The sequence below is a fragment of the Vibrio sp. 05-20-BW147 genome, assembly GCF_013369385.1.
GTDB lineage: Bacteria > Pseudomonadota > Gammaproteobacteria > Enterobacterales > Vibrionaceae > Vibrio > Vibrio floridensis.
On record NZ_SZTO01000002.1, the window covers coordinates 99,788 to 115,317 of the forward strand.

The 15,530-nt window shown below is 45.4% G+C and carries 15 protein-coding genes; 12 read left to right on the forward strand and 3 right to left on the reverse strand.

Annotation, left to right across the window (positions count from 1 at the left end; genetic code table 11):
• The first annotated feature begins 333 nt into the window (after positions 1 to 333).
• Both ptsG and FC652_RS01785 read left to right on the forward strand, forming a co-directional pair.
• Positions 334 to 1,764 carry a PTS glucose transporter subunit IIBC gene (ptsG, locus tag FC652_RS01780; RefSeq protein ID WP_176297264.1) on the forward strand — a complete coding sequence of 477 codons (1,431 nt, stop codon included), beginning with the start codon at positions 334 to 336 and terminating at the stop codon, positions 1,762 to 1,764.
• A 225-nt stretch (positions 1,765 to 1,989) separates the two neighbouring features.
• Positions 1,990 to 2,391, forward strand: coding sequence for a hypothetical protein (locus FC652_RS01785; RefSeq protein WP_176297265.1), 402 nt, complete (start codon positions 1,990 to 1,992; stop codon positions 2,389 to 2,391).
• A gap of 67 nt (positions 2,392 to 2,458) precedes the next feature.
• Here FC652_RS01785 and FC652_RS01790 read toward each other — a convergent pair whose 3' ends face one another.
• The 3 genes from FC652_RS01790 to FC652_RS01800 all read right to left on the reverse strand — a co-directional run bounded on the left by FC652_RS01790 (position 2,459) and on the right by FC652_RS01800 (position 5,065).
• Positions 2,459 to 2,554 carry a MetS family NSS transporter small subunit gene (locus tag FC652_RS01790; RefSeq protein ID WP_017422301.1) on the reverse strand — a complete coding sequence of 32 codons (96 nt, stop codon included), beginning with the start codon at positions 2,552 to 2,554 and terminating at the stop codon, positions 2,459 to 2,461.
• Positions 2,555 to 2,556: 2 nt separating this feature from the next.
• Positions 2,557 to 4,017 carry a sodium-dependent transporter gene (locus FC652_RS01795; protein WP_176297266.1) on the reverse strand — a complete coding sequence of 487 codons (1,461 nt, stop codon included), beginning with the start codon at positions 4,015 to 4,017 and terminating at the stop codon, positions 2,557 to 2,559.
• 454 nt (positions 4,018 to 4,471) lie between these two features.
• Positions 4,472 to 5,065, reverse strand: coding sequence for a porin family protein (locus FC652_RS01800; RefSeq protein ID WP_176297267.1), 594 nt, complete (start codon positions 5,063 to 5,065; stop codon positions 4,472 to 4,474).
• A gap of 125 nt (positions 5,066 to 5,190) precedes the next feature.
• Here FC652_RS01800 and FC652_RS01805 point away from each other — a divergent pair, with 125 nt between their 5' ends.
• The 10 genes from FC652_RS01805 to FC652_RS01850 all read left to right on the forward strand — a co-directional run bounded on the left by FC652_RS01805 (position 5,191) and on the right by FC652_RS01850 (position 15,528).
• Positions 5,191 to 5,283 carry a YnhF family membrane protein gene (locus tag FC652_RS01805; protein WP_176297268.1) on the forward strand — a complete coding sequence of 31 codons (93 nt, stop codon included), beginning with the start codon at positions 5,191 to 5,193 and terminating at the stop codon, positions 5,281 to 5,283.
• Between the two features lie 15 nt (positions 5,284 to 5,298).
• Entirely contained in the window at positions 5,299 to 6,459 is a 1,161-nt protein-coding gene (locus FC652_RS01810) for a patatin-like phospholipase family protein (RefSeq protein ID WP_176297269.1), read from the forward strand.
• Between the two features lie 401 nt (positions 6,460 to 6,860).
• Positions 6,861 to 7,457 carry a GTP cyclohydrolase II gene (gene ribA, locus FC652_RS01815; protein ID WP_176297396.1) on the forward strand — a complete coding sequence of 199 codons (597 nt, stop codon included), beginning with the start codon at positions 6,861 to 6,863 and terminating at the stop codon, positions 7,455 to 7,457.
• 170 nt (positions 7,458 to 7,627) lie between these two features.
• Complete coding sequence (locus FC652_RS01820) at positions 7,628 to 8,890, forward strand: imelysin family protein (RefSeq protein WP_176297270.1); 1,263 nt, start codon at positions 7,628 to 7,630, stop codon at positions 8,888 to 8,890.
• Between the two features lie 72 nt (positions 8,891 to 8,962).
• Positions 8,963 to 10,342 (forward strand): di-heme oxidoredictase family protein, encoded by a 1,380-nt coding sequence (locus FC652_RS01825; RefSeq protein ID WP_011080783.1) that lies wholly within the window; start codon positions 8,963 to 8,965, stop codon positions 10,340 to 10,342.
• Positions 10,343 to 10,351: 9 nt separating this feature from the next.
• Positions 10,352 to 11,377 (forward strand): imelysin family protein, encoded by a 1,026-nt coding sequence (locus FC652_RS01830; RefSeq protein ID WP_176297271.1) that lies wholly within the window; start codon positions 10,352 to 10,354, stop codon positions 11,375 to 11,377.
• Positions 11,358 to 12,452 carry a DUF1513 domain-containing protein gene (locus FC652_RS01835; RefSeq protein WP_176297272.1) on the forward strand — a complete coding sequence of 365 codons (1,095 nt, stop codon included), beginning with the start codon at positions 11,358 to 11,360 and terminating at the stop codon, positions 12,450 to 12,452. The genes FC652_RS01830 and FC652_RS01835 overlap by 20 nt, the downstream gene beginning before the upstream one ends.
• An 83-nt stretch (positions 12,453 to 12,535) precedes the next feature.
• On the forward strand, positions 12,536 to 14,092 hold the full coding sequence (locus FC652_RS01840; RefSeq protein WP_176297273.1) for a murein L,D-transpeptidase: 1,557 nt from the start codon (positions 12,536 to 12,538) through the stop codon (positions 14,090 to 14,092).
• Positions 14,093 to 14,255: 163 nt separating this feature from the next.
• Positions 14,256 to 14,801: a DUF882 domain-containing protein gene (locus FC652_RS01845; RefSeq protein WP_176297274.1), complete on the forward strand. Its 546-nt coding sequence runs from the start codon at positions 14,256 to 14,258 to the stop codon at positions 14,799 to 14,801.
• A 70-nt stretch (positions 14,802 to 14,871) separates the two neighbouring features.
• Entirely contained in the window at positions 14,872 to 15,528 is a 657-nt protein-coding gene (locus tag FC652_RS01850; RefSeq protein WP_176297275.1) for an MBL fold metallo-hydrolase, read from the forward strand.
• Positions 15,529 to 15,530: the final 2 nt, after the last annotated feature.

The following is a 15,530-nucleotide window of genomic DNA, read 5'->3' on the forward strand; positions in this document are numbered from 1 at the left end:
AATTTAATCAAATGTAATTTTGTTACTAAAAATAACATTGCAATCAATTTTATTTACCCATCGAAATTAATAGTGTTATTAAAATAACCCATATAAAACAATGATATATGATCTGATGTGAGCCTATTGATAGGCTTATTTGTGTGTGATCCGTGACTTGTTTTGAAACTAATTTTCGTAACTCTGTAGAAAGTTTGAGGGGCATCAAGATATATTTAGAGGCAGAAAATATAATGCAACATGTGGTTACATTTTCATTGGGTGCTAACATTTAGGCTACGGGGGTGTGCCGTTAGAACCCAAAATACTTATAAATTAATCAGGAGCATAAACATGTTTAAAAACCTTTTTGCTAACCTGCAAAAAGTGGGTAAGGCGCTGATGCTACCAGTATCAGTTTTACCAGTTGCAGGTATTCTACTAGGTGTGGGCGCTGCCGACCTTAGCTTCATTCCAGATATCGTATCAAATCTGATGGAGCAGGCGGGTGGTTCTGTATTTGGTCAAATGGCACTACTGTTTGCTGTAGGTGTGGCACTTGGCTTTACCAACAATGACGGCGTAGCAGGTCTGGCTGCGATCGTTGGTTACGGCATCATGACAGCAACACTTGCAGTTATGGCTGGCGTAATGGGCGTTGATAAAATCGACACAGGTGTTCTTGGCGGTATCCTAGTCGGTGGTGTTGCTGCTTGGGCATTCAACCGTTTCTTCAAGATTCAACTACCAGAGTACCTAGGCTTCTTTGCAGGTAAACGTGCTGTGCCAATCATCACGGGTTTCACCGCTATCGCTCTTGGTATTCTACTATCCATCGTATGGCCTCCAATCGGTGGTGCTATTGCTTCTTTCTCTGATTGGGCTGCTCATCAGAACCCACAAGTTGCGTTCGGTATCTACGGTATTGTTGAACGTTCTCTTATCCCATTCGGTCTGCACCACGTGTGGAACGTACCATTCTTCTTTGAAGCGGGTAGCTGTGTGAACGCTGCAGGCGAAGCTCAAAATGGTGTTCTAACGTGTTACCTAGTTGCAGATGAAGCTTCTCGTGCTGCGGGCAATGGCTTCGGTCAGCTAGCCGGTGGTTACATGTTCAAGATGTTTGGTCTACCAGCAGCAGCGATCGCTATCGCACACTGTGCTAAGCCAGAGAACCGCGCGAAAGTAATGGGTATCATGGCGTCAGCAGCTTTGACTTCATTCCTAACCGGTATTACTGAGCCAATTGAATTCTCATTCCTATTCGTTGCTCCTGTTCTATACGGTATCCACGCTCTACTAGCGGGTTCTGCATACGTTGTTGCTAACACTCTAGGTTTTGTACACGGCACTTCATTCTCTCACGGTCTGATCGACTTCCTAGTTCTATCTGGTAACGCACAGAAGATGGTTCTAATGATTGGTGTTGGTCTAATCTACGCAGCTATCTACTACGTAGTATTCCGCTTCGTTATTCAAGCGATGGATCTTAAGACTCCAGGTCGTGAAGATGAAACGGAAGAAGCAACAGCGACTTCTGGTTCAGACCTTGCTGGTGAGCTGGTTGCTGCATTCGGCGGTAAAGCAAACATCACAGGTCTAGATGCATGTATCACTCGTCTACGTGTGGCTGTTGCTGATACAGCAGCGGTAGACCAAGATAAATTGAAAAAGCTAGGTGCAGCCGGTGTTGTTGTCGTTGCTGGTGGTGTTCAAGCTATCTTCGGTACTAAATCTGACAACCTAAAAACTGAAATGGATGAGTGGATCCGTAACCACGGTTAATCCCTAACACTCATTGATTGACAAAAGGAGGCTCAGGCCTCCTTTTTGCCATCCGGCTCAAATCTTCACCACCTCATTTGCAACGAATTATCGTAGGGCTAACCGTTGGCTGACATGGCGATATGGCTATGCGGACAAAATTGCATCACTGATATTACAGAGCAACGCAAAACCTGAGCTGTGGCGATGTTTACAGCTTTTGTTTTTTATTAATAGGACGTTTAGATGAAAAAGTGGTTAGTGGCTTCTCTTTGTTTATTTCCTTTCGCTACTCTAGCTGCAGAACAAAAGACCGACCTTGCGGTCGGTATGGCAGTGGACCAGCAGTTAAGTGTCGTGATTGAATTGAATCAGCAATACCGAGGGGTGATTGGTAATGATGGTTTAGCATTTGATTACCTCGCCAAAAAAGGCACGTTTAATCAAGATATCCCTGTGACTTGGTATGTTGGCATAGGTGGTTGGGCTGAGTGGAATGATGACTTTGGCTTTCGCGTACCGTTGGGACTCAATTGGGATCTCACTCACGGGTGGGACCTGTATGGTCAAATACAACCAGAGCTCAGTTTATACAAAGGTGCAGAACTGCAGCTTGGCGGTGCGGTAGGCATTAAATATCAGTTTTAGAAGACAAGAAAACCGGCTTAAGCCGGTTTTCTTTTATGTGCCGTAGTCTCGAGGAACAAGAGACAAGTTATTGTTTGTCCATCGCACGTTTAATACAAATGGCAGCACCACCCCAGGTAATTCCTAGGCCAATCAGCATCATAATAATTGCGCTCGTTGCCATAATTATGCTTCCTTACGATTTGTTGCGTTGATAACAAAGCCCATAACAAACAGTGCTGCGATAATTGCCCAGCCAAGCGTTAAGTCATAACCACCGTAGCCTTCGGTAAACAGTGTCATCAGCTTGGTAGCAAGAATCACAGCAAGAACGGCTGGGGTAATAAATTTCAAGCAAACATCGAACCAAGTGCCAATCGTGAAATCAGAAATCTTGTTCACGTATTCGCGAACATCGGCCACTTTGTTAAGCAGCCATGCCATAAGTACGATTTCAACCAAACCTCCGACCATGATACCGACGTTGTTTGCAAAGTGATCAACGAGATCGAGCAGTAACAAACCACCATTGGTTGCAAATGCCATAGAGACAACCAGTCCACTACCGATAACAATCGTAGCCGCTTTTTTACGGCTCCAGTTTAGTTTGTCAATCAGTGCAGAAGTCACCGCTTCCATAATTGAAATATGCGAGCTTAGACCTGCTACCACCAACGCTAAGAAGAACAATGGTCCAAGGATGTATGGAATAGGTAGCAAGTTAATGGCCGCTGGGATCGTAACAAATGCAAGGCCCACACCAGCAGACACCACTTCTGTGATCGGTTTTCCCTGCTCTTGTGCCATATAGCCCAGTACCGAGAAAATCATAATGCCTGCAAGAATCGAGAAACCGCAGTTGATTAATACGGTCATGAAAGCGTTGTTCGTGATGTCCGATTTTTCAGGTAGATAGCTTGAATACGCCAGCATGATGGCAAAACCGATACTGAGGGTAAAGAAGATCTGCCCATATGCAGCGGCCCATACTTTAACATCCCAAATCTTGCTAAAGTCTGGTTCGAACATGTAGTTCACACCATCCAATGCGCCAGGTAAGAAGATCATACGGCCAATCAACAGCAGTACCATGATGAATAGAATCGGCATCATGATTTTTGATGCACGCTCAATACCGGATTTTACGCCGCCGATGATAGCGGCATAGGTGATCCCCCATGCAATCAGCATCGCCAAAGCAATTTTCCATTGGATGTCGCCTAGATTGGTTGGTGAGTTATCGCCCAGCGCCAGATATTCACTGAAGAAAAAGGCGTTGGTATCACTTCCCCAACTTTGTGTAAATGACATCCCAAAGTAGGAGATTGCCCAGCCAATAACGGCGACGTAGTACACCGCAATAACGGCCGCTACGCCAACTTGGAACCAACCCAACCATTCAAACTTAGGGTGGATTTTACCTAAGGTTGCTGGTGCTGAGCCGCGATATTTTTGTCCCATACTGAACTCTAGGATCATAAAGGGAATGCCCGCGGTGACCATAGCAAAAAGGTAAGGAATAAAAAATGCACCGCCACCGTTCTCGTAAGCCATATATGGGAAACGCCAAATATTGCCTAAACCGATCGCTGAACCGACGGCCGCTAAAATGAATCCCGCGCGGGATCCCCATTGTTCTCGCTTCATAATAAACTCCTTTACGACTCCCTGAGGAATGAAGCTTTTCTCTTTGAGTGACGAATATGTATGAAAAACGGTCTCTCATACTGTATTTGAGCAATTAACCTAATGTTAATGTCATTGTTAGTTTTTATGTCGAATCAAGAGAGAAAGTTTAGAATTAAAACCCAATTTGTTTGATGTGTGTTTGCGCTGGTTGAAATATTCAACTGTCGCGTGTGATGGAGAGTAGCGATTTATTTTGCGTTAAGCAATAGAATGTAATTGTTAAATATGGATTTGTTTTTTGTTTTTATTTGGATTCTAGCGGTATATGCAAAGTTAAGTGATGGTGTTTTGTTGAGTTTTTAGTGGAATGTTTTGGTCTGTAGGATATCGCTGGGGGATGTTACTTTTTAAAGTTTTTAGGGCGTATAACTGATTTTTATCCGCCCACTAGAATATTTTTGTTGTATTAATGTTAAAACTTGAAGGTTAATCCTAAATTAGATTGAAATTGGTTTACCCAATCGGTTTCAAACTGAATGACACAGTTTTGACCAGTTGTTGGTACCACACAGGCAGCACTTGAATTGTTATCAACCACCGTGCCAAGCCAGCGGACTTGCGCTGAAACAGACAAGTTACTTGTTATTGGGTACTCAATACCACCGAAAATGCTGGCTGAAAATCCGACTTTATCATTTGCCCAATCGACATCAGCGTAAGAAGCACCAAGGCCTAATCCTAGGTAACTATTCAATCCTGAGTCTGTCGGGTAGTAAACACTACTTTGAAGGTGTAAATAGTGGAAACCGTACTCATGTTTGATGACATCCACTTCTGAGTTTTGATATGAGTAGAACAAGCCAACTCTGCCTTTATCAAGTGGGGTTTCTAAAGCGATAGCATAGGTGGCCGATGGGTTGAGGTCGAAGCTTTTTTGATTTTCATCTTCAACGGCCCCACCGATTGTATAGCCGAGAAATGGCGTAACCATAATTTGATTTGCTATTGCCGGAGACGAAACATGAAGTAGTAGGATACAACTCAGGAGAGAAAATCGTTTTAACATAATAAAGTCCTTTTTCGCCAACTGTTTATTTGTGATGTTCACGTCAATTTTGCATGACAAGTTTAGACAATTGCCATACATCCCCCATACTGATGTTACTACTTTGTTGCAAATGGAAGTTTCTTATGGAACAAGAATTAAAATCAGCCTTAATCATCACAGCAACTGTCTTTGCTGTTCTACTCTCTTTTGGTTTAATTGCGATCACTGCCGCTTAAATTTAGGTAACGCCGATGGCAATAAACAGTGGTATTGTCACGAACAGTTACACCAATCTTGACAAAGATCGGTATGCGAAATATCAACAAGGGAAAACATCTTTGGTTGCCCAAGGCGGTGGCCAAAGAGGAATTTTTACTGCCGGCGTATTGGACGCTTTCATCCTCTCTGACTTCGATCCCTTTAATGAGTTCTATGGTACGTCTGCTGGCGCATTGAATTTGTGTGCTTACTTGTGTCGTCAGCATGGACTAGGAAAAGCATTCATACTCGATCTCACCACGGATTCTGAGTTTTTTAACTTATTTGGTTACATTCGGCAGAAGCAATATCTGGGTTTGGAATGGGCGTTGGATAAAATTCGCTCTTATCCTTATAAGTTGGATCTTGATCTTGGTGAATCCATATTGGGTGAACGACACGCGTATGCTTCGGTGACGGAAACATCGACATTAACTGACCGTTATTTACCGATGTTTGGTCCGTTATGGCATGACACCATGTTGGCAACGTGTGCTATTCCGAAGCTATACGCACACCCTGTAATGATAAATGGCACCGAGTATGTGGACGGTGGCGTATCGGCGTCCGTGCCGGTGCAGGAGCCATGGCGACGCAATGCGCGCTCTATTGTGGTTATCCGAACTGAACCGTTTAGTGCAACTGACAATACGACGCCGATTAATCTAACAGAGATGAAACCGAGAGAGGCGGATTGGTTTCGTAATTCATTCGGTAATGTACAGTTAAAATGGCAGGATAGGGTGAGCCGTTGGCGCGAAGATTGGAGCTTGTTCTTTCAACAGCAAATTGCCGATTCCCAGGCGATACCTGATCACAAATTTCGTTTGTTAAATGGTGGGCGTTGGTTATTTGGTGCCGATAACATCTACCGCCTTAGTCATCTGATTGGCGACAATTTTGATTCAGGGCTGGCCGATATGTTGATGGTACATTACCAAACGTACTCTTTAACCCGTGATTTTCTTGCTAAGCCACCTGACGACACCTTTATCATTCAAATTACACCGGATGCCCCTCTTCGCTCGAGCTCACTACTCAGCAGTAAGGATGACCTGCTTTTTGATTATGAATGCGGACTCAAAGCAGGGTATCGCTTTATTGAAGACTATGACTTGGTAAAACGGAATAGGATGTTGGAACGCATTTCTTAGTGTTCAACACGAACCCATTTATTCTCACTCTTACTTGGCAAGTGGTTCAAAAAGGGACAGCCTCAACTTGCTTTGCTTTGCTTTGCTTTGCTTTTTTTAGAGGTGATCTTCAGCGGTAGATAGGGGGCTATATGTTCATCATTTTACCTGTTTTCTTCCATTTTCATCCCATTGTTCTTCACGCAACACTGTTAGCTCGCCTTAGAACTGAGCGTCAAACAGTATGATTCTTTCTAGCCAAGCGTTGCGCTTGGGAAATATTGTTATAATATAACAAAACTCATTTGTGATCCGAACGTTGAAAAACAGAGTATCAACCCCCATAGTTGAATTGCAGATGAGACAACATCATGTTTAACAGAACCGTTAGATTAGAAGTAACCAATCAAGTGAGTAGAGATATGGCGGAAGTCCGAGCCAGGGTCGATTTTAAAGTCGGTGCAAAAAGTAATATTGATGCGGAAATTCTTTCATTTCGTGGTTTGAAGACCGACAAAGAGCACGTGGCTGTCATTTTTAAATCGGCCGATAAAACGCAGGCAGTTCCGATGGTTCGCATGCACTCAGAATGCCTAACTGGCGATGTGTTCCACTCATCTCGTTGTGACTGTGGTGAACAGTTGGAAGAAACCATCAATCGTATGGGTGAGTCTGGCGGCATCATTCTTTATCTTCGCCAAGAAGGTCGCGGGATCGGCCTTTACAACAAAATCGATGCTTACCGTTTGCAAAGCGAAGGGATGAATACTTACGAGGCCAATAACCATCTTGGCTTTGATGACGATCTTCGTGACTTTACGGAAGCGGCACAAATGCTTGAAGCGTTGGGTGTGAAACAAATTCGATTAGTGACCAATAATCCGAAAAAAATACGTGAGTTAAAAGAATATGGCATTGATATTGTTGAAGTCGTCAATACTTCTGCACATATCAAAGACGGAAATGAGAGCTATTTGAAAGCGAAAGTTTCCCACGGAAAGCACCACTTGAAAGTTTAACTCGGTTCTTGCTTAGCAATAATTGATAGAAAGCTCCACAGTTGTGGAGCTTTTTTTGTTTGTCACTTGCAAAAAAAATGTAACTTTGTATTATCTGGCGACTAATAGTGCAAATAAGAATAATTAGCACTACGAATAACAAACAAAAATGCTCAACAAGGATGCTTCAGATGAATGCAAAAACTCTATTAGTCCAATCTTTAGCAGTGACAACACTGTTTGCCAGTGGTCACCTGCTTGCCGCGAATGTTACCAATCAGCAAGTTGTCGAGCATTATGCTGACGTTGCCCACGCTGTTTTTGCGGATTCATTGACAACCGCACAACAACTTGAAAAGAAAGTAGAACAGTTTTTGTCTGCGCCTTCAGCGGCAAAGTTAGAAGAGGTTAAGCAGGCGTGGCTAGCTGCTCGAGTGCCTTATCAACAATCTGAAGTGTTCCGTTTCGGTAATGCCGTTGTGGATGATTGGGAAGGGCAGTTGAATGCTTGGCCATTAGACGAAGGTTTGATCGATTATGTTTCAACCGACTACCAATATGAGCTGGGTAACGAAGGGGCGAAAGCCAATATCGTTGCGAACACAACGCTGAAAATTGGCGCGTCGCAACTGGATGTTTCCGTTATTACACCTGAGTTGATCGCAGAGCTCAACGAAGTCGGTGGCTCTGAAGCTAACGTGGCTTCTGGCTATCACGCCATTGAGTTTTTACTTTGGGGTCAAGATCTTAACGGTACAAATGCTGGTGCTGGTCAACGTGCTTACACGGATTTTGTTGTGGGTTCGCAATGCACCAATGGTCACTGTGATCGCCGTGGCGCCTATCTAAAAGCGGCGGCTCAGCTCCTCGTCACGGATCTTGAGTGGATGGAAAAACAATGGTCTGCGCAAGAGAAAGGTAACTACCGTCAAGAATTGCTTGCTCAGTCGGCAGAAAATGGTTTGCGTAAAATGCTGTTTGGTATGGGCTCGCTTTCGCTTGGTGAATTGGCCGGTGAGCGTATGAAAGTGGCACTAGAAGCGAACTCGACAGAGGATGAGCACGATTGTTTCTCGGACAACACTCATAACTCACACTACTACAACGAGCAAGGTATCTATAACGTTTACACCGGTATCTACAAACGTGTTGATGGCTCACTGCTCACAGGACCAAGCCTACATGATTTGGTGGCACAACAAGATAAAAACGCGGCCAAAGAGATCCAAGCACAGTTTGATACCACTCGTGCGCAAGTAGGCAAGTTAGTTACATCTGCGGAAAAGCAAAATCAACATTTTGACCAACTGATTGCAGCGGGCAATGCGCAAGGCAATGCGCTAGTGAACGAAACCATCATGTCATTGGTGGCGCAAACCTCAGCGATCGAACGTGCGGCTAAGATTGTTGGCATCGACAGTCTAAATCCAGACACCGCGGATCACGAATTCTAATAATTATTATCATATTTAGAGGGCTCATTAGAGCCCTTTTGCTGTTTATGCAGTTTAGTAGGAAGCAATTCAATGAAGCCGTACTTGCTCAGCACTCTCATCGTGCTCTCTTCAACCGCGTTTGCCAACGACCTTAAATCTGGTGGTGACACCAGCGTTAAAAAAGAGGGTCCAAATGCTTTTTCATTACCTGCAGCCAATCTTCCAATGAGCAAAAGATTGGATTTTAGTGTAGGCAACAGTTTTTTCCGCAACCCTTGGGTGTCTGCGCCGGCCTCAACGGATGCACGTGATGGCCTTGGTCCACTGTTTAACACGAATGGTTGTCAAAACTGCCATATTAAAGATGGTCGGGGCCATCCTCCTGAAAAAGGGGACAGTCATGCCGTATCAATGCTGGTGCGCTTGAGCATTCCAGCACTCACGGCGGAGCAGAAAAAAGCGGTGATCACCAGTGGTGTCATTCCTGAACCGACTTACGGTGGTCAGTTACAAGATTTTGCTCTTCAAGACCAAAAACCGGAAGGGCAAATCAGCATCCGTTACAGCGATGTACCTGTTACATTCAGCGATGGGACGACGGTGGTGTTGCGTAAGCCGACGGTAGAGATCCGCGATCTGGCTTATGGAGAGATGCATCCACAAACCTTGCTTTCTGCTCGTGTCGCACCTCCGATGATCGGTCTTGGTCTGCTTGAATCGATAGCCGAAGAAACCCTGTTGCAGTGGGCTGATGAAGACGATCGCAATCAAGACGGCATCTCAGGAAAACTCAATAAAGTGTGGGATGTGCAAACTCAATCCCTCGCAATTGGTCGTTTTGGTTGGAAAGCGGGTCAACCGACCTTAATGCAACAAAACGCGGCGGCGTTTAACGGTGATCTTGGCTTAACCAGCCATCTCTTCCCGCAAGAAAACTGCACCGATAGACAAGATCTCTGTCGCAAGTTGCCCAATGGTGGCTCGCCCGAGGTGAGTGACAACATTTTGGATTTTGTTGAGTTCTATTCTCAGCATTTAGCGGTGCCGATTCGTCGCAACGTGAATGATCCGCAGGTCAAGCTCGGCGAGACGCTGTTCGTTCAATCAGGCTGTGAGAGTTGTCATAAGCAGACGGTGAAAACCGCCAAACGTGAGGCATTGCCTGCATTGTCAGAACAAACCATTCATCCCTATACTGATTTATTGTTGCACGACATGGGGCCAGGTTTGGCAGACAATCGACCAGAATACCTAGCCAATGGTCAAGAGTGGCGAACACCGCCGTTGTGGGGCATTGGTTATACGCAAGAAGTGAATGACCACACTTATTTTTTACACGATGGAAGAGCACGAAATCTGATGGAAGCGGTACTTTGGCATGGCGGTGAAGCGGAAGCTGCCAAGCAAAACGTGTTGAAGATGTCAGCAAAAGAGCGCGATGCGTTGATCGCTTTCCTCAATTCGCTATAGGGAGTGGCAATGAAGATCATACACATTTCACTTGCAATGAGCGCGGCGCTGCTCGTTGTCGGCTGCCAATCAACCACAGACTCGCACAAGGTTTCACAACATCGTAGCGAAGCGGTTTACCACCTCGAACGAGCGGCGGCAGCCACTTTGGCTCAAGAAACTACAGAACTTGTTAGCGCGTTTGTGCATTACTGCCAGTTGCCAGAGGCGGGCATGGAGACCGTCAAGAAACAGTGGCACCGCAGTATGTTGAGCTGGATGGCGTTGCAAGGTCAAGAGCGCGGACCTGCAGCGGCGCTTGAGCAAAGCTGGAACGTACAATTTTGGCCAGATAAAAAGAACACCACAGGACGTAAGATGTCCGCATTGATTCAGCAGAACACAACGTGGAAAGCAGATGACATTGCGGCACAAAGCGTGACAGTTCAAGGTCTTGGTGCGATTGAATGGCTACTTTATGATGAAAGTTCAGATCTCAGTCGAAATGCTCAAACTTGCCAAACTGGGGTCGCGATTAGCCGTCATCTCAATCAAAACACGCAACGTATTTCAGATGCATGGTCAAGTAACCCTTGGGCATCGCTCAATGAGAAAGAGTGGCACTCAGAGTACATTTCACTGCTGTCAAACCAATTGGAATATGCGATGAAAAAGCTGAGCCGTCCGTTAGCCAATATTGGTCAACCTCGCCCTTATTTTTCTGAATCATGGCGCTCTCAAACCTCGCTTTCCAATCTAAAAGCGAACGTGGAAGCATTAAAAGCGCTTTATTTAGCCAATGGAGAGGGGCTAGACGCTACATTGAGGGGAATGGATAAAGCAGAGTTGGCAGATCGAGTGGTGAATCAGTTTGATGTCACTTTAGCAACTTGGCCTGAGCAAACGAGCTTGTTTGCAACATTGCAAGACAAAGAAGGCTATCGAATGGCGTTGACTCAGTTACGCAAACTGGAGCAGTTGAAGTACCTCATCCACGATGAAGTGGCGGTCGAGTTGGGCGTCGTTATAGGATTCAATGCAACCGATGGTGACTAACGAACAACGACGAGCTTTATTAAAAGCTGCACTGTTTGGCGTGAGCGCACCGCTCATGCCTTTTGGCTGTGCATCAACCAATCAAGATGCGAGACAAGCTGAACCCGCATTGGTGGGATGCGCGATTCGTGGGCGTAACCAATATACAGCGGTAGTGGCTGATCAATATGGCCGACCACTACAGCAGTTGCCGCTTCCTGATCGTGGCCATGGTGTCGCCACCAATGCGCATGGACATGCGACGGTATTTGCACGTCGTCCGGGTAGTTTCTTCATGGTGTTTGATTATCACTCGGGAGAAACCATCCATCTGCAAAGTGCTCATCCCGAAAGGCATTTCTATGGCCACGGTGTCTACTCTCATGCCGGGGATTACCTCTTTGCCACCGAGGGAGAGCGCAGTACAAGCCGAGGTATCATCGGTGTGTACGATGTCCGCAACCGTTATAAAAAAGTCGCGGAGCTCAGCGGATTTGGCATTGGCCCTCATGAGGTGATCATGATGCCTGATGGTGTATTGGCAATTGGTGTTGGCGGCATTCATACCCTTGGTCGCGCGCCATTAAATTTGGACACCATGCGGCCATCGTTAAGTTACCTCTCACAACAAGGGAAACTGTTGGAGCAAGTTGCTTTATCGGATCCTAAGCTTAGCATTCGGCATCTCGCTCACGATGGTGCGGAAACGGTGTTATGTGGTCAGCAGTATCGAGGTGAGCCGGATGAGTATCCATCGCTGTTGGCGATGCACACTCGTGGAGGAGAGATGATTCCATTGCGTGCTGAACCAGAGCAGTGGGCTCGTTTTAATCATTACATCGCCAGCATTGCGGCAACATCCGATTGGATTTTGGCCACCTCACCGCCGGGCAACTGTTATGGTATCTGGTCTAAAGCCACTGGAGAATTGGTGGAGTTAGCCGCACTGCCTGATGCCTCAGGCGTGGTGGTTTACCAAGATCAGTTTCGCGTGAGCTCTGGAGCTGGAAAAGTGATCACCACATCGGTCCAGATGGGTAGCTCTGAGATTCAATCGAATATTCAATGGGATAATCACTGGTCAAAAGTAATTTAAATCGCGTTGTTTGAATTCCTTCCCCTGTTTTTTTTGAACTTTGCCATACTTAAGCAGTACGGAGAATTTCGCAGGGGGCTGGGATGATGGTAAAACGAGTGATGATGCTGTTGTTTTTTCTTATCTCCAGTTCCGTATGGGCAAGCTCTGGACTGGATCAGAAGCATTGGCTGAATAGTCACTCTGCCGTGTTCGCTTATGTACAGTTTCCTCTGCAGGTGGAACGTCTCTATGAGGAAAACCACCATCGTTTAATTTGGTCAGATGAAGAAGCGACAGCACAGCTTGAATTCCAGTTGGAGTTGATCAAATCGGCGTCAATTAGCCCTTACTTTGAGTATCAGATAGACAAGTTAAGACGATACAAAACGGAACAGATGTGGTTTGAATATGACATCGTTGCTACCGACCTGTTGCTTTCCTATTTAAGTTACTTAGAAAAACTTCCGACACATGGGCAAGATTGGTTGTTTACCCAGCCATTAAATCAAAGTCTGCCAGCGCCTTCGCTGGCAATCACCAACCGATTATCTGCGGATATTCAAGCGGGCTATTTGGCTACGTTTGTGCAGTCGCTACGCTCGCCTCTTCAGCGCCATCAGCATTTTGCTAACCGCTATAGTCGTCTACTTAAGGCGAGAGATTATGCCATTCCTCTCTACCATCAAACTGGGTTACTTAAGCCTGGTGAAAAACTTAATGACCGGGAAGCATTGATTCGTCGCCTTGATATTGTCGGTTTAGAGACACGAACTCTGAGAAAAGATGGCCTCTACTATGATGCTGAGTTAGTCAGCATTATCCAGCAGTTCCAAAAAATGCATGGGCTACGTCAAGATGGTGTCATTGGGCCAATCACCATCAAATGGCTCAACATGACCCCCGCTCAGCGGCTGCATTCTATGGCGCTCAACTCAGAGCGCTCTCGATTGTGGCCGGAAGAACGTGACCTTCTGGTCTTGGTTAATGTACCTGGCTATGAGATGAAGTTTTGGTACAAAGGAGAGGAGATCTTCGAATCCAAGGTGGTGGTTGGCAGAAAGAGCCGAAAAACGCCGATTATGGTAGGAAAAATGGATGGTGTGGTACTTAACCCTATCTGGAATGTACCTAAAACCATCATGGTTAAAGATATTTTGCCGAAAGTGAAATATGACCAAAGTTTTCTCTCCCAGCAAAACATTGAAATTGTCGAAGGGTGGGATTCACAAACGGTCGTCAACCCACAGTCCATTGATTGGACCAAGGTATCGCTAAACAAGTTTCCCTATAAGATGCGTCAATTGTCAGGAAATCAGAATGCTCTGGGTTTGTATAAGTTCAATATACCCAATAAACGGGCGATATTCCTGCATGACACACCGTCAAAAAGCTTGTTTCAAGAGGATAGCCGAGCATTCAGCTCTGGATGTGTTCGGGTAGAAAACGCTGATCAGTTTGCCTTAGAGCTGCTTAAAACTCAGGGGCTGGAGCAAGAACTGAGTAATGTCTCATCAAGACAAGAAGCAAACACCATGATCCCTTTGAAACACCGTGTACCTGTGCACATCATCTATCAGACGGTGTGGTTTGAAGGTGAGGAGATCAATTACCGGGATGATATCTATCAATACGATTTGGTCGATAATCACAAAGGGTGAAAATTGAACAAAATTTTACATAAGAAAAAAAGAGAGTTTACTCAATAACTAATGATTACTTTTATAGAATGTGTCCACTTTAGGCGCATTTTATGCATTTGACGAGGGAAATGTCATTCGATAAGGTTCGCTGCTGATGTCATTTTAAGTGGTACCTTATTACATGTCTGAGCAATACTCTCGACGACAGTTTCTTCGCATCACCAGTGGTGGTTTGTTGTTGGCAACCGCAATGCCGAAGCTTGCTGTTGCTTCGATGCCTGATCAACCTCGTTCGTTGGCTTTGAATAATTTGCACACCGGAGAGTGGTTGGAAACCTGTTATTTTGACGGAAATGCTTATCTCGATGAAGAGTTAGCACGGATTGACCATTTATGTCGTGACTTCCGCTTAAATGAAGTGCATCCCATGGATCGTCGCTTGTTTGATCGCCTAACTCAGATCCAAAAACTGGTTGGAACGGAGAACGAAGTGCAGATCATTTCTGGCTACCGCTCGCCCCAAACCAATGAAGCCTTGAGAGCTAAGTCGTCTGGCGTAGCCAAGAAAAGCTATCACATGCTTGGACAAGCCATCGACTTTCGCCTTGATGGTGTGAAACTGGCAACCATTCGCGATGCTGCACTAAGTCTCAATGCTGGTGGTGTGGGTTATTACCCAGGTAGCAACTTTATCCATATCGATACAGGCCCAGTTCGCTCTTGGTAGTGGCTTATTCTTGTTTTTCGGTGCTTCCGGTGTCATAGTTTCGCCCAGTTCGAAATTGACCGAGGTTGCTATGGCACTTAAATATCAGATTGTTCCCGTTACTCCATTTGCACAAAACTGTTCGATTGTTTGGTGTGATGACACCATGAAAGGCATCGTCATCGATCCTGGTGGTGATGAAAAGCAACTTGCCGTGATCATCAAAGAATTGGGTGTGGAAGTGATCAATTTGGTATTAACCCATGGTCATTTGGATCACGTTGGCGGAACCGAGCGTCTGGCTGAAATGCTTGATGGTATCGAGATTGTTGGTCCTCATAAGGCAGACAACTTTTGGCTACAAGGTCTGGAAGGACAAAGTCAAATGTTTGGATTTCCGTTGACAGAGGCGTTTGAACCAAATCAATGGCTCAATGATGGTGACGAAGTGCGTTTTGGCAATCAAGTGCTGCAAGTGCTTCATACACCTGGGCATACTCCTGGTCACGTGGTGTTGTACAGTGAAGAAGCGCGTCGTGCGTTTGTCGGAGATGTGTTGTTTAATGGCAGCATTGGTCGTACTGACTTTCCGCAAGGCGATTTCAATACGCTGATCGCGTCAATCAAGAATAAGTTGTGGCCATTAGGTAACGACGTCACCTTTATTCCGGGCCATGGCCCAGAGTCAACTTTTGGCCACGAGCGTCGAACTAATCCGTTTGTGGCTGATGAAATGCCGCTCTATTAAGG